The 18,653-nt window shown below is 72.0% G+C and carries 15 protein-coding genes; 8 read left to right on the top strand and 7 right to left on the bottom strand.

The window, feature by feature from the left end:
* Positions 1 to 14: 14 nt before the first annotated feature.
* Positions 15 to 752 carry an A24 family peptidase gene (locus ACIGW4_RS10295; RefSeq protein ID WP_123455194.1) on the top strand — a complete coding sequence of 246 codons (738 nt, stop codon included), beginning with the start codon at positions 15 to 17 and terminating at the stop codon, positions 750 to 752.
* A 403-nt stretch (positions 753 to 1,155) separates the two neighbouring features.
* Here ACIGW4_RS10295 and mgrA read toward each other — a convergent pair whose 3' ends face one another.
* Positions 1,156 to 2,193: an L-glyceraldehyde 3-phosphate reductase gene (mgrA, locus tag ACIGW4_RS10290; RefSeq protein ID WP_123455195.1), complete on the bottom strand. Its 1,038-nt coding sequence runs from the start codon at positions 2,191 to 2,193 to the stop codon at positions 1,156 to 1,158.
* Between the two features lie 110 nt (positions 2,194 to 2,303).
* Here mgrA and ACIGW4_RS10285 point away from each other — a divergent pair, with 110 nt between their 5' ends.
* From ACIGW4_RS10285 to ACIGW4_RS10265, 5 genes are all read left to right on the top strand, one after another.
* Positions 2,304 to 3,065 (top strand): isoprenyl transferase, encoded by a 762-nt coding sequence (locus tag ACIGW4_RS10285; RefSeq protein WP_123455196.1) that lies wholly within the window; start codon positions 2,304 to 2,306, stop codon positions 3,063 to 3,065.
* A gap of 296 nt (positions 3,066 to 3,361) precedes the next feature.
* A complete protein-coding gene (locus tag ACIGW4_RS10280) occupies positions 3,362 to 4,687 on the top strand; it encodes a PhoH family protein (protein ID WP_123455197.1) in 1,326 nt (441 codons plus the stop codon).
* A 377-nt stretch (positions 4,688 to 5,064) separates the two neighbouring features.
* On the top strand, positions 5,065 to 5,775 hold the full coding sequence (locus tag ACIGW4_RS10275) for a transglycosylase SLT domain-containing protein (protein WP_123455198.1): 711 nt from the start codon (positions 5,065 to 5,067) through the stop codon (positions 5,773 to 5,775).
* A gap of 155 nt (positions 5,776 to 5,930) precedes the next feature.
* Complete coding sequence (locus tag ACIGW4_RS10270) at positions 5,931 to 7,346, top strand: AI-2E family transporter (protein ID WP_123455199.1); 1,416 nt, start codon at positions 5,931 to 5,933, stop codon at positions 7,344 to 7,346.
* Positions 7,343 to 8,029, top strand: a complete 687-nt coding sequence (locus tag ACIGW4_RS10265; RefSeq protein ID WP_399579677.1) for a hypothetical protein — start codon at positions 7,343 to 7,345, stop codon at positions 8,027 to 8,029. The genes ACIGW4_RS10270 and ACIGW4_RS10265 overlap by 4 nt, the downstream gene beginning before the upstream one ends.
* A 52-nt stretch (positions 8,030 to 8,081) precedes the next feature.
* On the opposite strand, the gene ACIGW4_RS10260 is transcribed toward ACIGW4_RS10265, so the two are convergent.
* Positions 8,082 to 8,615: an alkyl hydroperoxide reductase gene (locus tag ACIGW4_RS10260; RefSeq protein ID WP_030222466.1), complete on the bottom strand. Its 534-nt coding sequence runs from the start codon at positions 8,613 to 8,615 to the stop codon at positions 8,082 to 8,084.
* 13 nt (positions 8,616 to 8,628) lie between these two features.
* Entirely contained in the window at positions 8,629 to 9,183 is a 555-nt protein-coding gene (locus ACIGW4_RS10255) for a peroxiredoxin (RefSeq protein ID WP_123455201.1), read from the bottom strand.
* Between the two features lie 132 nt (positions 9,184 to 9,315).
* Here ACIGW4_RS10255 and ACIGW4_RS10250 point away from each other — a divergent pair, with 132 nt between their 5' ends.
* Positions 9,316 to 10,323, top strand: coding sequence for a LysR substrate-binding domain-containing protein (locus ACIGW4_RS10250; protein ID WP_399579676.1), 1,008 nt, complete (start codon positions 9,316 to 9,318; stop codon positions 10,321 to 10,323).
* A 96-nt stretch (positions 10,324 to 10,419) separates the two neighbouring features.
* Here the strand turns inward: ACIGW4_RS10250 and ACIGW4_RS10245 are convergent, their stop codons facing one another.
* The 3 genes from ACIGW4_RS10245 to ACIGW4_RS10235 are packed head-to-tail and all read right to left on the bottom strand — an operon-like array spanning position 10,420 to position 13,993.
* Positions 10,420 to 12,792: an FtsX-like permease family protein gene (locus ACIGW4_RS10245; RefSeq protein ID WP_399579674.1), complete on the bottom strand. Its 2,373-nt coding sequence runs from the start codon at positions 12,790 to 12,792 to the stop codon at positions 10,420 to 10,422.
* On the bottom strand, positions 12,789 to 13,472 hold the full coding sequence (locus tag ACIGW4_RS10240; protein WP_123455204.1) for an ABC transporter ATP-binding protein: 684 nt from the start codon (positions 13,470 to 13,472) through the stop codon (positions 12,789 to 12,791). Before ACIGW4_RS10240 ends, ACIGW4_RS10245 begins: the two co-directional genes overlap by 4 nt.
* The gene (locus tag ACIGW4_RS10235) at positions 13,469 to 13,993 is read right to left on the bottom strand and encodes a PadR family transcriptional regulator (protein WP_123455205.1); all 525 of its coding nucleotides are present in this window, start codon (positions 13,991 to 13,993) and stop codon (positions 13,469 to 13,471) included. The genes ACIGW4_RS10240 and ACIGW4_RS10235 overlap by 4 nt, the downstream gene beginning before the upstream one ends.
* A gap of 351 nt (positions 13,994 to 14,344) precedes the next feature.
* Here ACIGW4_RS10235 and ACIGW4_RS10230 point away from each other — a divergent pair, with 351 nt between their 5' ends.
* The gene (locus tag ACIGW4_RS10230; protein ID WP_399579671.1) at positions 14,345 to 16,564 is read left to right on the top strand and encodes a transglycosylase domain-containing protein; all 2,220 of its coding nucleotides are present in this window, start codon (positions 14,345 to 14,347) and stop codon (positions 16,562 to 16,564) included.
* A gap of 66 nt (positions 16,565 to 16,630) precedes the next feature.
* Here ACIGW4_RS10230 and ACIGW4_RS10225 read toward each other — a convergent pair whose 3' ends face one another.
* On the bottom strand, positions 16,631 to 18,640 hold the full coding sequence (locus ACIGW4_RS10225; RefSeq protein ID WP_359588876.1) for an ATP-binding SpoIIE family protein phosphatase: 2,010 nt from the start codon (positions 18,638 to 18,640) through the stop codon (positions 16,631 to 16,633).
* Positions 18,641 to 18,653 lie beyond the last annotated feature (13 nt).

The following is an 18,653-nucleotide window of genomic DNA, read 5'->3' as shown; positions in this document are numbered from 1 at the left end:
CTAGGGTCTCGTCCGTGGACGTCACGCTGATCGCCGTCGCCGCCCTGTGGGGGGCCGCCGTCGGGCTGCTCGTGCCCCGGGCCGCGTACCGGCTCGCCGTGGAACCGGGGGAGCCGTGGCGGGACCGCTGCCCCGCCGGGCACGTCCTGGCGGGACCCGGGCGCGGCTGGCTCGGCGGCCCCGGCCGGCAGGGCTGCGCGACCACCGCGAGCCCGTACGCCGCCCCGCTGCTCACCGCCCTGGTCTGTGCCGCGCTCGCCGCCGCCACCGGCGGGCCCCGGCCCGAGCTCGCGGTCTGGCTGCTCGGTGCGCCCTTCGCCGTCCTCCTCGCCTGTGTGGACGCGCGCGTGCACCGGCTCCCGGACGGTGTCACCCTGCCGCTCGCGGTCGCCGTCCCGCTGCTGCTCGGCGGCGCGGAACTCCTCCCGTACGACGCCGGGTCCTGGATCCACGCCCTCCTCGGCGGGCTCGTCCTCGGCGGGGCCTACCTGGTGCTGTTCTGGATCAGCCCGAGTCAGCTCGGCTTCGGCGACGTGAAGCTGGCGGTCCCGCTGGGCGCCGCCCTCGGCTGGTACGGCTGGGGCGTGCTCTTCGCCGGGGCCTTCGCGGGATTCCTCCTCGGCGCGGTGTACGGCCTCGGCCTCGTCCTGCTGCGCCGGGCCGGGCTCTCCTCGGCGATCCCGTTCGGCCCCTTCATGCTGGGGGGCGCGCTGCTCGGCCTCCTCCTCGGCGCGTTCACCGCGCTTCCCTGACGGAGGCCGCGATCCGTACGCATGGCTACGGGACCGATCCGTACGCACGGCCATGGGGGCCGATCCGTACGCCATAGCTTCGGGGACCGATCCGTACGCACGGCCACGACACCGTCGCCCGCCGTGACGGATGCGCGTCGCTTCGTCAATGCCGCGCCCGTCCCGTCCGGTCCCTCTTCGGAGGGACGGAACCCCGCCGCCACGCCGGGGCGCAAACCCGCCACAGGGCCCCGGAGCCCTTGTCCCGCTTGGGATCCGGGGAATCCGGGGCGGTTCGTTCGGCGTACGTGGCGCGCAGGAGGACTATCGAAGGGTTATGGTGGAAACCCCCCCTCGGGCCGGTCCGTATCCCCCCCACGGACCGGCCCGTTTTCTTGTCCGGGGCCAGGGGAAGAGCCGATGCTCAGCCGCGGCCGGCCCAGATGTTCGTGCCGGCGGTGTCGACCGCGAACGAGTCGATCTCCTTGAGCTCCTCGTCCGTCAGCGGCGCGCCCGCGAGCGCCGCCACGTTCTCCTCCAGCTGGGCGACGCTGGACGCGCCGATCAGCGCCGAGGTCATCCGCTCGTCCCGCAGCACCCACGACAGCGCCAGCTGGGCGAGGGACTGCCCGCGCCGCTCGGCGATGTCGGCGAGGCCGCGCAGGCGCCGCAGGACCTCGTCGGAGAGCAGGTTCGGGTCGAGGGACTTGCCCTGGGTGGCCCGCGAGCCCTCCGGGATGCCCTTCAGGTACTTGTTGGTGAGCAGCCCCTGCGCGAGCGGGACGAAGGAGATGCAGCCCATGCCGGCCGCCTCCAGGGTGTCGAGGAGGGCGTCCTCCTCGGTCCACCGGTTGATCATGGAGTACGAGGGCTGGTGGATCAGCGGGCGGACGCCCATGTCCGTCAGGATCCGGGCCGCCTCGGCGGTCTGCTCACTGTTGTACGAGGAGACGCCGACGTACAGCGCCTTGCCCTGCTGGACGGCGGAGGCCAGGGCCCCCATCGTCTCCTCCAGCGGGGTGTGCGGGTCGAAGCGGTGCGAGTAGAAGATGTCGACGTAGTCGAGGCCCATCCGGTTCAGGGAGGCGTCGAGCGAGGACAGCAGGTACTTGCGGGAGCCCCACTCGCCGTACGGGCCGGGGTGCATCAGGTAGCCGGCCTTCGTCGAGACGATCAGCTCGTCGCGGTAGGGCGCGAAGTCCTGGGCGAAGATCTTGCCGAAGTTCAGCTCGGCGGAGCCGGGCGGCGGCCCGTAGTTGTTCGCCAGGTCGAAGTGGGTGACGCCGAGGTCGAAGGCGCGGCGCAGGATCGCGCGCTGGGAGTCGAGCGCGCGGTCGTCGCCGAAGTTGTGCCAGAGGCCGAGCGAGATCGCCGGGAGCTTGAGGCCGCTGCGGCCGGTGCGGCGGTACTCCATGGTCTCGTAGCGGTCCGCGGCGGCGCGGTAGAGGGGGGAATCAGTCACGTATCTCTGCTTATCACGGACTTGTGACAGTCCCGGGCTGGGAGGCCGTCGCCCGTCCGCAGTAGTGTGGCGGCTTCGGGGGCCGACACTGCATGGAGGGGTAAAGAACAGTGAACCTGCGCGACCTGGTGTACGGGCTCTACGCACGCCGGGTGGAAGGCCGCCTCGACCACACCCAGGTGCCCAAGCACATCGGGGTCATCCTCGACGGGAACCGTCGCTGGGCCAAGGCGTCCGGCGGGACCCCCGAGCAGGGACACAAGGCCGGCGCGGACAAGATCCAGGAGCTGCTCGGCTGGTGTGCCGAGACGGACGTCGAGGTCGTCACGCTCTGGATGCTCTCCACGGACAACCTGAACCGCCCCGAGGAGCAGCTCGTCCCGCTGCTCGGCATCATCGAGAACGCGGTGCGCGCGCTGGCCGCCGACGGCCGCTGGCGGGTCCACCACGTCGGCACGATGGACCTGCTGCCCTCCCGCACCCAGACGGTGCTGAAGGAGGCCGAGGAGGCCACCCGCACCAACACCGGGATACTCGTGAACGTCGCCGTGGGCTACGGCGGCCGCCAGGAGATCGCGGACGCGGTCCGTTCGCTGCTCCTGGAGCACGCGGAGCGGGGGACGAGCTTCGAGGAGCTCGCCGAGATCGTCGACGTCGAGCACATCTCGGAGCACCTGTACACGCGCGGTCAGCCCGACCCGGACCTGGTGATCCGCACCAGCGGCGAGCAGCGGCTGTCCGGTTTCATGCTGTGGCAGAGCGCCCACTCCGAGTACTACTTCTGCGAGGTCCACTGGCCGGCCTTCCGGAAGGTGGACTTCCTGCGCGCGCTGCGGGACTACGCGGCCCGGCACCGTCGCTACGGCACCTGAGCCCCTGTCGGTCACTCCCGGTCGGAACCGATCACCTGGTGTTCATGAACACGTCGTCATATGCCATGGCATGGCAGAGGGTGTTCGAGGGCATATCCCTGTTGAAGTGAGCGGCACGGAGACCGCCACCCGGGAGGCCCCTTGCACCAGGACGACCGTGCGGGACAAGCACGGGAGAAGCGGAGGGCCGTGGTTCGGCCCGCGCATCGCGGCCTGAGCCCGGTCCCATTCCGCAGCGACACCGGTTCCGTCGCACCCCGACCTCACAGGGGTCTTCCGAGGGGGTCTGTCCTTCCGTGGTGACCAGCACGAAGCGCCGCCTTTCCGACCGGCGCACCTATGTTCTCGACACCAGCGTCCTGCTGGCCGACCCCAAAGCCGTCTCGCGCTTCGAGGAGCACGAGGTGGTGCTCCCGATCGTCGTGGTGACGGAGCTGGAGGCCAAGCGGCACCATCCCGAACTCGGCTACTTCGCCCGGCAGGCGCTGCGCCTGCTCGACGACTTCCGGGTCCGGTACGGACGCCTCGACGCCCCGCTCCCCATCGGGGACCTGGGCGGCACCCTGCGTGTCGAACTCAACCACTCCGACCCCGGCGTCCTGCCCGCCGGCTACCGGTCGGGAGACAACGACTCACGGATCCTCGCGGTCGCGCGCAACCTCCAGGCGGAGGGGTACGACGTCACGGTCGTCTCCAAGGACCTGCCGCTGCGCATCAAGGCCTCCTCGGTCGGGCTCCTCGCCGAGGAGTACCGCGCCGAACTCGCCATCACGGACGCCAACGGCTGGACCGGGATGTCCGAGCTGGCCCTCTCCGGGGAGCAGGTGGACCTGCTCTACGACCAGGACTCGCTCTACGTGCCCGAGGCCGCCGAGCTCCCGGTCCACACGGGCCTGGTGCTCCAGTCCGAGCGCGGCAAGGCGCTCGGCCGGGTCACCGCCGAGGGGAACGTGCGGCTCGTCCGCGGCGACCGGGAGGCCTTCGGGCTCCGCGGCCGCAGCGCCGAGCAGCGGATCGCGCTCGACCTGCTGCTCGACCCGGACGTCGGCATCATCTCCATGGGCGGCCGGGCCGGCACCGGCAAGTCCGCGCTCGCGCTCTGCGCGGGCCTGGAAGCGGTCCTGGAGCGCCGTCAGCACCAGAAGGTGATGGTCTTCCGTCCGCTGTACGCGGTCGGCGGCCAGGAGCTGGGGTACCTGCCCGGCAGCGAGTCCGAGAAGATGAGCCCGTGGGCCCAGGCCGTCTTCGACACGCTGTCCTCGGTCGCGGGCCGGGAGGTCATCGAGGAGGTGCTCGGCCGCGGGATGCTGGAGGTCCTGCCGCTCACCCACATCCGGGGCCGCTCCCTCCACGACGCCTTCGTCATCGTGGACGAGGCCCAGTCCCTGGAGCGGAACGTCCTCCTGACCGTTCTGTCCCGTATCGGGGCGAATTCGCGGGTCGTCCTGACCCATGACGTCGCCCAGCGCGACAACCTCCGGGTCGGCCGGTACGACGGAGTCGTCGCCGTCATCGAGAAACTGAAGGGGCATCCGCTCTTCGCCCACGTCACCCTCACCCGCTCCGAGCGCTCCCCGATCGCCGCGCTCGTGACCGAGATGCTGGAGGACATTCAGATCTGACCGGTTCGTACCCGTCTGCACGGGTAAAGGAGTTGGCGCCGCCCGGCGAAGCGCAGGAGCTTAGCCGGGCGGCGCCGCGCTGTCGCCCTCATCCGCCAAATCCCGTGCGTCCAAACAGGTGTGAGCTTTCCCACGCAACGCGGAATTGCCTTGCGGTGTCGCCGTCCGGCAGAGTCTTGCTTCCGTCAGGCCCCGCATACGGCACACGTGCACCCTCAGGGGTGCGCACCGCACCACACAACTCCACAGCCGTCGCCGTATGCCGCCCACAGCACCACGGGCCCGTGTCTTCTGTGACCCCGTACGTCGGAGACCAGTGCCAGGGGCAAGATTTCGCCCGCGTGGTCACCTGTGCGGGCGTGCTGGAAGGAAACCGTGTGAGCCGGATCTCGGTCCGGGGATTCGCGGTGGCTTCGGCCACTGCGGTCACCACTGTCGGCGCCATCGCCGGTGTCGCCTCGGGCAACGCCGCTCAGCCCTCGGACGACAACTTCGAGGCCACCGCGGCCGACACGACGCTGCTCGCGGACATCCCCGCGGGCGAGCAGGCCCAGGTACAGGTCTCGTCCCTCTCGGAGCAGGCCGACGTCCAGGCCGCCGCCGCGGACGCCGCCGCGAAGAAGTCCGCGGAGGAGTCGGCCCGCATCCGCGCCGCCAAGGACGCCGAGGCGAAGAAGGAGGCCGCCGACAAGGCCGCCGCCGAGGCCAAGGCCGAGAAGGAGCGCAAGGAGGCCGAGGAGCGCGCCAACCGCTCCTCCATCCGCAGCGCCTCGTCCTTCGCCACGCAGGGCTCCTACAGCATCGCCGAGGTCCAGGCGATGGCCCGGCAGATGATGTCGGCCGACCAGTTCTCGTGCTTCAGCAACATCGTGGACCACGAGTCCGGCTGGAACTACCGCGCCACCAACGCCTCTTCGGGCGCCTACGGCCTCGTCCAGGCCCTCCCGGGCTACAAGATGGCCTCGGCCGGCGCCGACTGGCAGACCAACCCCGCCACCCAGATCAAGTGGGGCCTCAACTACATGGACAGCCGCTACGGCAGCCCGTGCGGTGCCTGGTCGTTCTGGCAGGCCAACCACTGGTACTAGGCCGCGTCGTCCGGGGGCGCCCCCCGACGCCGATGTGCTCAACCTCCGGGAGCCCCTCACCGTCCTCAGGTGGGGGGCTTCCTGCGTGTAGGTTCGAAGGCCCCACGGGGTCCCGGGGGAGCGAGCGGGAAGAAACGGCGGGGAAGAAGGAAGAGATGTCCAGAGTGCCAGGATGGCTGAGCCGGCTGGGCGAGAGCCTGAGCCGCGTGGGTGAACGCCTCGACGAGCGCCGGGCCGAGGCGGAACGGGACGATCCGCTCGGGCCGCCGTACGGGACCCCCCACGAGGCCCCGCCCCCCACCGCCCCCGCCCGGCCGGACGTCGACCCGGACACCGCCGCGCCCCTCCCGGATTCCGAGGCCGTCAACGGGGCGAGCCGCTCCGTCCCCGCGCCCCCCTCGTACGCACCGGCCGTCGCCGCCCGCCCCGACCCCGTCGCCGCCATCCCCTGGGGGATGCGCGTGGCCGCCGAGGCGGGCTGGCGGCTGCTCGTCCTCGCCGGCACCGTCTGGGTGCTGATGAAGGTGATCAGCTCCGTGCAGCTGGTCGTCCTCGCCTTCGTCGCCGCGCTCCTCGTCACCGCCCTGCTCCAGCCCACCGTCGCCATGCTGCGCCGCAAGGGACTGCCCCGGGGCCTCGCCACCGCCGTCACCGCCGTCTCCGGCTTCGTCGTCATGGGCCTGGTCGGCTGGTTCGTGGTCTGGCAGGTCATGGACAACGTCGACAACCTGTCCGACCGCGTCAAGGACGGCATCGAGGAGCTCAAGCACTGGCTGCTCGACAGCCCGTTCCACGTCACCGAGCAGCAGATCAACGACATCGCCAAGAACCTCAGCGAGGCCATCGGCGCCAACGCCGAGCAGATCACCTCCGCCGGACTCCAGGGCGTCACCGTCATCGTGGAGGCCATGACCGGCATCCTGCTGGCCATGTTCTGCACCCTCTTCCTGCTCTACGACGGGAAGAAGGTCTGGGAGTGGACGCTCAAGCTGGTGCCCGCCCAGGCCCGCCCCGGCGTCGCCGGCGCCGGGCCGCGCGCCTGGCGCACCCTCACCGCCTACGTCCGCGGCACCGTCCTCGTGGCCCTCATCGACGCCGTCTTCATCGGCCTCGGACTCTGGTTCCTGGAGGTCCCGATGGCCGTCCCGCTCGCCGTCTTCATCTTCCTCTTCGCCTTCATCCCCCTGGTCGGCGCGGTCATCTCCGGAGCCCTCGCCTGCCTCGTCGCCCTCGTCACCAACGGCGTGTTCACCGCCCTCATGGTGCTCGTCGTCGTGCTCGCCGTGCAGCAGATCGAAGGCCACGTCCTCCAGCCGTTCATCCTCGGCCGGGCCGTCCGCGTCCACCCCCTCGCCGTCGTCCTCGCCGTCGCCGCCGGCGGCCTCACCGCCGGGATCGGCGGCGCCGTCGTCGCCGTGCCGCTGGTCGCCGTCCTCAACACCGTCGTCGGCTACCTGCGCGCGTACAGCACCGAGCAGGCCCTGCGCAGCACCCCGGAGCCGCGCGGCGCGACGGCCTTCGCGGTCGCGCCCGTCCCGGCGCCCGGCGCCGGGACGGGGGAGGGCAAGTGATATCGGAGCCGGAGCTCGTGGGCGGCGAGGAGTTCGACGCCCCCGAGGTGCTCACCGACGTCCCGCCGCCCCGTCCGCCGCGCCCGTCCCGGACCCGCCGCCCCTGGCTGTGGGCGCTCGGCGGCGCGGTGCTCGCCTCGGCGGTGTGGGGCGGCGGGCTCTACGCGTACCAGCAGCGGCGGGATCCGGGGCCCGACCTGGGTGGATACCGGGACGCCGAGGACTTCTGCCGCACGCTCCGGCTGAAGGCGCTCGAAGGCGTCCTGGGGAAGCCCGGGCAGGACGGCGACGGCGAGTCCATCAAGGACCCCGCCCTGTTCCGGGTCGGGTGCTCGATCACCTTCGGCCCCCCGGACAAGGGGTACAGCGCCTCGATCACGTACACCCTGCACAAGAAGTCGGACCCCGGCCCCGAGTTCGCGCCGAAGAACAACCGCGGCGGGGCCATGCAGTCCGTCGACGGCCTGGGCGAACAGGCCTTCTTCGACCAGTCGGGGAACGAGGGGGCGCAGCTGGTCGCCCTCGACGGGCAGGCGGAGTTCGAGCTCAGCATCTGGTCGCAGTACGACTACAACTCCAGCACGGGGGAGGCGACCGTGAACACGCGGGAGATCGACCTCTCCGGGATCGACGTCCCCATGACCCAGGACCTGCTGGCGCTGATGGCGGCGCTCAAGAAGTGACGGAAGGGCCCCGGGGCGGACAGCCCCGGGGCCCTTCTCGTACGGCTCGGCCCTACTCGGCGAGCACGGCCTCCGCGTCCAGCGTGACGCCGACCGCCTGGATCACCGCGGCGATCTTCACGGCCTCCTGGATCGTGGCGCGGTCGACACCGGCCTGGCGCAGGACCTGCTCGTGCGAGTCCAGGCACTGGCCGCAGCCGTTGATCGCGGAGACGGCCAGCGACCACAGCTCGAAGTCGACCTTCTCGACGCCCGGGTTGCCGATGACGTTCATCCGCAGGCCGGCGCGCATCGTCCCGTACTCGGGGTCCGACAGCAGGTGCCGGGTCCGGTAGAAGACGTTGTTCATCGCCATGATCGCGGCGGCGGACTTGGCGGCCTGGTACGCCTCGGGCTTCAGGTTCGCCTGGGCCTCGGGCTCCAGCTCCTTGAGCACCTTCGGCGAGCGCGAGGCGATCGCGCAGGCGAGGACGGTGCCCCACAGCTGCTGCTGGGGGAGGTCGCTGTTGCCGATGACCGAACCGAGGTTCAGCTTCAGGTCCTTGGCGAAGTCCGGTATGGCGGACTTCAGTTCGTCGAGAGCCATGTCGGATCCGCCCTTACTCGCCCGAGAGGAGAGCGGCCGCGTCGAGGGTGCTCTCGCCCTTGTTCCAGTTGCACGGGCACAGCTCGTCGGTCTGCAGGGCGTCGAGGACCCGCAGGACCTCCTTGGGGTTACGGCCGACGGAGCCGGCGGTCACCATGGTGAACTGGATCTCGTTGTTCGGGTCCACGATGAAGACGGCGCGCTGGGCGAAGCCGTCCTCGCCCTCGACGCCGCAGTCGCGCATGAGCTCGTGCTTCGAGTCGGCCAGCATCGGGAAGGGCAGGTCACGCAGGTCGGCGTGGTCCTTGCGCCAGGCGTGGTGCACGAACTCGGAGTCGCCGGAGACGCCGAGGATCTGGGCGTCGCGGTCGGCGAACTCGTCGTTCAGCTTGCCGAACGCGGCGATCTCCGTCGGGCAGACGAAGGTGAAGTCCTTCGGCCAGAAGAACACCACGCGCCACTTGCCCTCGTAGGCCTTGTGGTCGATCTGCTCGAACTCCTTGCCGCTCTCCAGCGACACGCAGGCGGTCAGGTCGTAGGCGGGGAACTTGTCACCGACAGTGAGCACGCGCTCTCCTTGCAAACAGGAAGGGTCCCTTTTGGGGGCTTCCATGGGGGTTGGACGTCTCACATCCTGGCACGGGGTGCATTGATCAGTGAAATAGCTAGTGTGGGTCGCGTTGATCGAAGGTGGTTATCAGTGGCATCCCCGTACAACCCCCCGCGCGGCCCGCACCGAGGCAAGCAGCCCAGCTTCTCGCAGCTCAGGGCCTTCGCGGCGGTCGCCGAGCATCTGCACTTCCGCGACGCGGCGGCCGCCATCGGCATGAGCCAGCCCGCCCTCTCGGGCGCGGTTTCGTCTCTCGAAGAGGCACTCGGTGTCCAGCTCCTCGAGCGTACGACGCGGAAGGTGCTGCTCTCGCCCGCGGGAGAGCGGCTCGCGGTCCGCGCCCGGACCGTCCTCGACGCGGTGGCGGAGCTGATGGAGGAGGCGGAGGCCGCCCAGGCACCCTTCACCGGCGTCCTGCGGCTCGGCGTGATCCCGACCGTCGCCCCCTATCTGCTGCCCACCGTCCTGCGGCTCGTCCACCGCCGCTGGCCCGAGCTCGACCTCCAGGTCCACGAGGAGCAGACCTCCTCGCTCCTGGACGGACTCGCCGCCGGCCGGCTCGACCTGCTGCTGCTCGCCGTGCCCCTCGGCGTGCCCGGCATCACCGAACTCCCCCTCTTCGACGAGGACTTCGTCCTGGTCACCCCGGAGGGGCACCCGCTGGCCGGACGGGACGCCATCCCGCGCGAGGCCCTCAAGGAGCTCCGGCTGCTGCTCCTCGACGAGGGGCACTGCCTGCGCGACCAGGCCCTCGACATCTGCCGGGAGGCCGGGCGCACCGAGGGCGCCGAGGTCACCACCACCGCCGCCGGACTCGCCACCCTGGTCCAGCTCGTCGCGGGCGGCCTCGGGGTGACCCTGCTGCCCCGCACCGCCGTGACCGTCGAGACCGCCCGCAACACCGCCCTGTGGACCGGGGGGTTCGCCGACCCGGCACCCTCGCGGCGGATCGCCCTCGCGATGCGGACGGGCACGGCCCGGCACGCCGAGTTCGAGGAGCTGGCGGAGGCCCTGCGCGGGGCGATGGAGGAGCTTCCGGTACGGGTGGTGGGCGGCGGGGACCGATCCGGCACGGGTGGGCCGGGCTCCGGGGCCTGACCCCGTACGCGTCGAGGACGGGGGTTCCTGACACCCCCCGGTGCCAGGAACCCCCGCCCCATGTCCCCCGTGTCCCTCGGACATCCGGTCGACGGGTTACTCCGTCCGCAGCCCGTCCGCCCGCATCAGCCGCCACAGCACCGGCAGGCTGAGCAGCGTCACGGCCGCGATCAGTCCGAAGCCGATCCCGACGACGGGCAGGAAGCCCCACCAGTCGCCGACCTGTTGGCCGCTCGTCTTCAGCAGCACGAAGCCGAGGCCGAGACCGCCCGCGACGGCGAGGGCGAGCCCGAGGAGGATCGGCACCGCCGTCTGCCACAGCACCGACCAGCCCAGGGTCGAGCGCCGGGTGCCGAAGGCGACCAGCGAGGAGAGCAGCCGCTTGCGGTCCCGCAGCTGCTCCAGGGTCGCGACCAGCAGCGAGGCCGCCACCAGGAGCATCGTCAGGGTGGAGCCGACGAGGATGCCGGTGCGGACGCTGGAGAACGCCGCGTCGCGCTCGATGTCCTTCAGGGTGCGCACCCAGGCCGTCGGATCGATGGCCGCCGCCGTGTTCCGCACGTGCTCGGCGGCGTCGGGGACGGCCGGGTCGAGCCGGACCATGGTCTGGGTGTCGGGCTCGTCGAGCAGGGCGGTGTCGATCGCCTTCGGGGTGGCGAGGACGCCGTACTCGTACATGCCCGTCGGGTCGGGTCGGGAGTCCACGATCCGGGCCGTCGTGGGGATCCGCCACTGCGGCAGCGGGGTGCCCTTCGGGGGCTTCGGCGCGCTCGGGTGCGGATGCGGGTCGCGCAGGGCGACCGTGGCGCCGGGGCGGGCGGCCCGGGTGACGAAGGAGTCGTCCGGGTTGCCCTGGGCGCCGTGCGCGAGGAAGACGAAGACGTCGCCGTCCGTGCAGGAGGGGAGCGTGGCGTACTCCCGGAGGGAGGCGCAGTCACCGACCCGGAGCGAGGTCTGCGGGGCGAACTCCTCGCCCTGCTTCAGGGGTCCGGGCCGCCACACGCTCGACTCGACGGTGCCGATCACGCCGGTGACGCCCTCGGTCCGCCGGAGGCGGTCGATCGTCCCGCGGGCCTCCTCGGCGTTCTCGGCGTCGATGCCGATCGCGAGCTGGGCACGGGAGGTGTCCTCGCCGCTGTACTGGGTGAAGTCGCTCTCCATCGCCTGGAAGAGCATCTGGAGCGCGATCGCCCCGGTCGCCGCGACGACGATGCCGCTGACCGCGCGGGCCGCCGTGCCGCTGCTCAACTGGAGCCTGCGGACCGCGAGCTGCCAGGCCACCGGCCCGGCGTGCAGCCGCTTGACGCCCGCCTCGACGAGCCATGGCAGGAGCGTGGTGAGGCCGATCAGGACGAGCGTCGTGCCGGTCGCGACGCTCACGGTGTCGATGCCGGCGTCGGTCACCTGGATGTCGCCGACGAGCGGCACGAGGAAGGCCGCGCCGGCCGCGAGGAGCAGCAGCCGCCACCACAGCCGGCGGCGGCGCGGGGTGGAGGTCCGCACGACGCCCAGCGGTTCGATCGCCACGCCGCGCAGGGCGAACATGGTGACCACGACCGAGGCGACCGGGACGACGGCGAGGACGAGCACGGCGAGGGACGGCATCGGCACCACGTCGCCGGGGTAGGCGTTGACGTCCCAGATGGTGAAGGTGCCCGCGAACTGCCGGGCCGCCGCGAAGAGTCCGAGGCCCACGAGGAGCCCGAACAGCGCGCCCGCGAGGGACTCGCCGGCCGCGATCCGCCGGGTCGTCGCGGTGTCCGCGCCGATCAGCCGGAGCGCCGCGAGCCGCCGGTCGCGCTGCTCGCCGCCGAAGCGGACGGCGGTCGCGACGAAGACGAGCACCGGCAGGAGCAGGACGACGCAGGCCACGACGACCAGGAGGACGAGGAACGCGTTCATCGGTTCCTCGGGCACCGACCAGCCGTAGCGGGTGCCGCGCCCGTCGAGGTTCTCCGGGCCCAGGAAGTCGACGTGGGCGACGTACCGGAGTTCGGCCGGGCCGATGAGTCCGGCCGGTCCGATCGTCCCGACGGCCTTGTAGGGGAGCCGTTCCTTGAGGAGGGCGCCCTCGGGGGAGTCGAGGAGCTCCCCGAGCGCGGGGGAGACCAGCATCTCGCCGGTCCCCGGGAACCTGTCCGCGCCCGGCGGGACCGGGGGCGCGTCGCCCTCGGGGCGCAGCAGCAGTCCGCTGACGACGTCGTCCCGGTAGACGGTGTTCCGGCCGAGGTGGAGGAAGGAGTCGGGGCGGGGCGAGGTGACCTGCTCGCTGCCGTCGACGGCGCGGACCGACTCCCGGACCTCCCGCTGGAAGAGCATGTTCGGGAAGGAGGCGGCGAGCAGCAGCAGGGCCACGCCGAAGCCGACGCCGGTCGCGGTCAGCAGGGTGCGGAGCAGGCCGGAGCGGCCGCCGGCGACCGCGAACCGGGCGCCGAGCGTCAGGTCGCGGGCCCAGGTGCCGAGGCTCATGCGGCCCACTCCGCGTCCCGTACCGAACCGTCCCGTACGACGACCTCGCGGTCGGACCAGGCGGCGACCCGGGCCTCGTGGGTGACGAGGACGACGGCGGCGCCGGTGTCCCGGGAGGCGTCGGTGAGGAGCCGCATGACCCGCTCGCCGTTGAGGGAGTCGAGCGCGCCGGTCGGCTCGTCGGCGAAGATCACGCGGGGGGCGGTGACGAGGGCGCGGGCGACGGCGACGCGCTGGCCCTGGCCGCCGGATATCTCGCCGGGGCGCTTGCCCGCGACGGAGTCGACCTCCAGGCGGGCGAGCCACTCGGCTGCCCTGGCCTCGGCGGCCTTCCGCTTCTCGCCGTTCAGCCGGAGGGGGAGGGCGACGTTCTCGACGCAGGTCAGTTCGGGGACGAGCTGGCCGAACTGGAAGACGAAGCCGAAGTCGGTGCGGCGCAGGGAGCTGCGCGCGCCGTCGGAGAGCGCGGTGAGTTCGCGTCCGTCGTAGGTGATGGTGCCGGCGTCGGGGCGCACGATGCCGGCCAGGCAGTGGAGGAGCGTGGACTTGCCGGAGCCGGAGGGGCCCATGACGGCGACGACCTCGCCGGCCCGCAGGGCGAAGTCGGCGCCGGCGAGCGCCGGGGTCGGTCCGTAGGCCTTGTCCAGGCCGGTGGCGCGCAGCAGCGGGGCGGAGCTCATCGGCGGACCTCCTCGGCGAGCGCGTCGAGGCGGGCGGCGGTCAGTTCCAGCCAGCGCAGGTCCGCTTCGAGGTGGAAGAGGGCGTGGTCGCAGATGAGCTGGTCGGCGAGGTCGCCGTCGCGCTTGCGCCGGGTGAGCTCGCGCATCAGGCGCAGGTGCTCGGCGCGCTGGGTGTCGAGGATGTCGGCGGCGCCGCGGCCGGTGAGCAGGGCCAGGACGACCTTGGTGTAGAGCGTGGACTGGAGGTACGGCTCGGGCTTCTCGGGGGTGGCGAGCCACTGGGCGACATCGGTGATGCCGGCCTCGGTGATGGCGTACCGCTTCCGCTCGGGGCCGCCGCCGGCCTCGACGCCGTCGACGACGACCAGGCCGTTCTTCAGGAGCCGGGACATGGTCGAGTAGACCTGGCCGTAGTGGAGCGGCCGGTCCTGGCCGAACTTCTCGTCGAAGGCGCGCTTGAGGTCGTAGCCGTGGCGCGGTCCGGACTCCAGGAGCCCGAGGAGGGTGTGACCGATGGACATGGCGTCACTGTACACGCTGTGTATACGCACGATGTATAGACGGGCCGGCCGTCAGGGAGGCCGGGCCGGCCGCGAGGGAGACCGGGTCGGCCGCGAGGGAGACCGGGCCGGCCGCGGGGTGTGACCGGGCCGGCCGTGGGGTGTGACCAAGCGGAACCGTCCCCTCACGCAACCATCCGGCCCCCTCGGACGTCGGTTTCTCTGGGCGTGGGTGCTGATTCTCACGTCCGGAAAAGACGTGATCGGTTGTCCTTTGTCCGCCTCGTCGGTGTTAGCTTGCTGAGCTGATCCGACGCGGGCGGGGTCAGCACCGAGGGCGCCGGACACAAGACGAGCGGAGCGACTGGACACATGGGCCGACCGGACAAGGGCAAGGCGAAGAAGAGCGGCATACGCCGCCTCTTCACCTGGAAGAAGCTCCTGGGCACCTTCATCGTGTTCTGCCTGCTCGGCATGGGCGCCCTCTACGTCGTCTACCTGCTGGTCCCGGTGCCCTCGGCCAACGCCGAGGCGACGATGCAGAGCAACATCTACAAGTACTCCAACGGCAAGATCCTCGGCCGCACCGGCAAGATCAACCGTGAGATCGTCGGCCTCGACAAGATCCCCCTGCCGGTCCAGAAGGCGTTCGTCGCCGCCGAGAACAAGACCTTCTACAAGGACAACGGCGTCGACATCATGGGCACCACCCGCGCCGCCTGGAACACGGTCACCGGCAAGGGCAAGCAGGGCGGCTCGACGATCACCCAGCAGTACGTCAAGAACTACTTCCTGAGCCAGGACCAGACGGCCACGCGCAAGCTCAAGGAAATGGTCATCGCCATCAAGGTCGACCAGAAGATGAGCAAGAGCGACATCCTCGCCGGGTACATGAACACGAGCTACTACGGCCGCTCCGCCTACGGCATCCAGGCCGCCGCCCGCTCGTACTACGGCGTCGACGCCGCCAAGCTCACCACCGCCCAGGGCGCCTACCTCGCCTCGCTGCTCCAGGCGCCCAACCAGTACGACTGGACCTCCGCGAGCCCCACCGGCCGCAAGCTCGTCGAGGACCGCTGGAACTACGTCCTCGACAACATGGTCGGCGAGGGCTGGCTCAGCCCCTCCGAGCGCGCCGGCATGAAGTTCCCCGTCCCGCAGAAGCCCAAGCCCGCCCCCGGCATGGAGGGCCAGACCGGTTACATCATCGAGGCCGCCAACCAGGAGCTGATGCGGCAGGGCGTCAGCGAGGAGGACATCAAGGCCGGCGGCTGGACGATCACCCTCAACATCGACGAGAAGAAGCAGAAGGACCTCGTCAAGGCGGTCGACAAGCAGCTGGAGGCCAAGCTCGACCGCAAGGGCAACGAGAAGCAGGCCACCGTCCAGGCCGGCGCCACCTCCGTCGACCCGAAGACCGGCGCGGTCGTCGCCCTCTACGGCGGCGTCGGCGCCACCGAGCACTGGATGTCCAACGCGACCCGTCGCGACTACCAGCCCGCCTCCACCTTCAAGCCGATCGTCCTCGCCTCCGCCATAGACAACCACGCGGTCACCCAGGACGGCCGCCGGATCGGCCTCGGCACGATCTACAGCGGCGACAGCAGGCGACCGGTCGTCGGCAGCCCCATCGACTTCGCGCCGGAGAACGAGGACGACCACAGCTACGGCCCCGTCACCGTCCAGAAGGCCACCAACAGCTCGATCAACTCGGTCTACGCCCAGATGATCGTCGACGTCACCCCGGCCAAGGCCAAGAAGACCGCCCTCGCCCTCGGCATGAAGGACGGCGCCGGCTTCCCCGAGACCCCCGCCATCTCCCTCGGCACCATGGGCGCCTCCACCATGGACATGGCCGGCGTCTACGCCACGCTCGACAACCACGGCAAGAAGGTCACCCCGACCCTGGTGAAGACCGCCGAGCACAAGGAGCGCACGGTCAAGAGCCCCTCGGCGATCGGCGAGCAGGTCATCAGCCGAGAGGCCGCCGACACCGCCACCCAGGCCATGACGGGCGTCGTGCAGAGCGGCTCCGGCTTCCGCGCCGCCGGCGACTACGAGGCCGCCGGCAAGACCGGCACCTCCGAGAACAACCGCTCCGCCTGGTTCGTCGGCTACACCCCCGAACTCGTCACCGCCGTCGGCCTCTTCGGCGAGGACGCCAAGGGCAACCAGGTCACCCTCACCGACACCATCAACGAGGGCCGCGCCAACGGTGGCCGCACGCCCGCCCAGATCTGGGGCGACTACACCGAGCGCGCCCTGAACGGCGGCTCGGACGCCTCCTTCGACCTGGAGACCGACGGCTCCGCCCCGGACGGCACGCTGCCCGACCCCACCTCGACCACCACCGAGGCGCCGACCGAGGAGCCGACCGAGGCGCCGACCACGGCCACCACGGCCCCGACCGCCCCGCCGACCTCGACGGCCACCACGCCGCCGCAGCCGACGCGCGACCCCGTCACCACGCCGCCGCAGCCCACCCAGGAGCCGACGGCGACCGAGGAGCCGACGGCCCCGCCGACCTCGATCCAGCCGCCGGACGCCGGCGGCGACCCGGGTGTGAACAGCACCGTCCGCCCGCCGCGCTGACGACATGACCGAAGGCCGGACCCCGCTCGGGGTCCGGCCTTCGGTGCTTCCACGGAGGTACGGGGATCAGGTACGGGTCGCCAGCTCGAACCAGACGACCTTGCCGCCCGACAGCCGGGTCGCCCCCCACCGCCGGGCCAGCCGGTTGACCAGGAACAGGCCGCGCCCGCCCTCGTCGGTGTCCCGCGCCCGCCGCTGCCGCGGCAGCTGCGGGGAGTCGTCGCCGACCTCGCAGCGCAGCACGTCCGTCCGCAGCAGCCGCAGGGTCACCGGCCGCTCCGCGTACCGCACGGCGTTCGTCACGACCTCGCTGACCAGCAGCTCGACCGAGTCCGTCAGCTCCTCCAGGTCCCAGCGGGCCAGGGCCCGCCGGGCCAGCCGCCGGGCCCGCCCCGGGGCCGCGTCCTCCGGCTCCAGGAACCAGTACGCCACGTCGCTCGGCGCGATCCCGTCGAAGCGGGCCGCGAGCAGCGCGATGTCGTCGTCCCGGTCGCCCGGACCCAGCATGTCCAGGACGTCGTCGCACAGCGCCTCCAGCGGCGGCGAGTGGTCCGGGCCCGTCAGCTGGGCGGTAGCCGCCAGGCGCTCGCGCAGCTGCTCGATCCCGGTCCACACGTCCCGCAGCCGGGACTCGACCAGACCGTCGGTGTAGAGCAGCAGCGTGGCCCCGGCCGGGGCGTCCAGCTCGACCGCCTCGAAGTCCACCCCGCCGACCCCGATGGGGGCGCCGGGCGGCACCCGCAGCACCTCGGCGCGGCCGCCCAGGTGCAGCAGTATCGGCGGCGGATGGCCCGCGTTGGCCACGGTGATCCGGTGCGAGACCGGGTCGTACACCGCGTACATGCAGGTCGCCATGCGGTTCTCGCCGAGCCGCTGGGCCTGCTCGTCCAGGTGGTGCAGGACCTCCTGCGGGGGCAGGTCGAGACCGGCCAGGGTCTGCGCGGTCGTGCGCAGCTGGCCCATGATCGCCGCCGAGGTCATGGAGTGGCCCATGACGTCGCCGACGACGAGGGCGACCCTGCTGCCGGGCAGCGGGATCGCGTCGTACCAGTCACCGCCGACCCGGGCCGTCTCGGCCGCCGGCAGGTAGCGCGAGGCCAGCTTGACGCCGGTCGGCTGCGGCAGCGAGTCCGGCAGCATCGTCCGCTGGAGCTCGTCCGCGATGTACGCCTCACGGCCGTACAGCACGGCCTTGTCGATGCCGAGCGCGGTGTGCGTGGCCAGCTGCGCCGCGACGAGCAGGTCGTTCGGCTCGAACCCGGCCCGCTCGGGACGGCGCAGGAACACGGCGGCACCGATCACCCGCCGCCGGCCGCGCAGCGGGGCCAGTATCGCCCGCAGCCCGCCGGGCAGCGGATGTTCGGCACCGAGCAGCTCGGCCAGCGCCGTCCTCGCGGCCGCGCCGTCGCCGAAGACCGGCCGCACCCCGCGCAGCACCTCGGCCAGGGCCCCGCCGGCCCGCACCTCGCAGAGTTCGGCCGCGGGGGTCGGATCCGGATCGGGTACGAGGACGAGGTCCTCGCCCTCCAGATCGCTTAACCGCAGCCGGTCGGTGCGCCGCAGCCGCAGCACGAAGGGCGCCACAGGCCGCTCGTCGCCCACCGGCAGCGGGTCGCGGAGGTAGACCAGGATCTCGTCGGAGAAGGTCGGCACGGTGGCCCGGCACAGCCCCAGGACGATCTCGTCCAGGTCGATGCCGCGCGCGATGCGCCGGGTCGCGGCGCCGACGAACCGCAGCCGGTCGCCCTCCCGCCGGGCGGAGGTGTCCCCGCCGCCGGGATGCTGCGGGGAGACGGCGAGGGCCACGGCGCCGGGGTGTCCCGTACCGCCGGGGAAGCCGGGGGAGTTCGGGTGGCCCGTGCCGCCCAGGGGGTCGGGGTGGCCCGCGCCCGCGGCGGCGGCCGGTCCGGCCGGCTGCGCGTCCGGGGCCGGGGTCGCGGCGGCCGTCGGGCCGCCCGCCTGGCCGGGCACGTCGGAGGGCAGGCCGGCCGCCGCCTCCTGGCGAGGGCGAGCGCGTTCCTGCGGCCGGGCAGCCAGGGGCTGCCGGCCTTCGTGGGAGGTGGGATGCTCCGTCACGCGTGGGATTCCG

Origin of the sequence: Streptomyces sp. NPDC053513 (assembly GCF_044544765.1) — a bacterium.
Taxonomy (GTDB): domain Bacteria; phylum Actinomycetota; class Actinomycetes; order Streptomycetales; family Streptomycetaceae; genus Streptomyces; species Streptomyces litmocidini.
The sequence above is the reverse complement of the archived record's forward strand: the minus strand, read 5'-3'. Positions and strand labels throughout refer to the sequence as shown.

Coding starts and splice junctions, on each gene's coding strand:
- ACIGW4_RS10270 (WP_123455199.1), top strand. CDS start 5,931: ATGTCCAGAGTGCCAGGATGGCTGAGCCGGCTGGGCGAGAGCCTGAGC.
- ACIGW4_RS10260 (WP_030222466.1), bottom strand. CDS start 8,615: ATGGCTCTCGACGAACTGAAGTCCGCCATACCGGACTTCGCCAAGGAC.
- ACIGW4_RS10245 (WP_399579674.1), bottom strand. CDS start 12,792: ATGAGCCTCGGCACCTGGGCCCGCGACCTGACGCTCGGCGCCCGGTTC.
- ACIGW4_RS10240 (WP_123455204.1), bottom strand. CDS start 13,472: ATGAGCTCCGCCCCGCTGCTGCGCGCCACCGGCCTGGACAAGGCCTAC.
- ACIGW4_RS10235 (WP_123455205.1), bottom strand. CDS start 13,993: ATGTCCATCGGTCACACCCTCCTCGGGCTCCTGGAGTCCGGACCGCGC.
- ACIGW4_RS10230 (WP_399579671.1), top strand. CDS start 14,345: ATGGGCCGACCGGACAAGGGCAAGGCGAAGAAGAGCGGCATACGCCGC.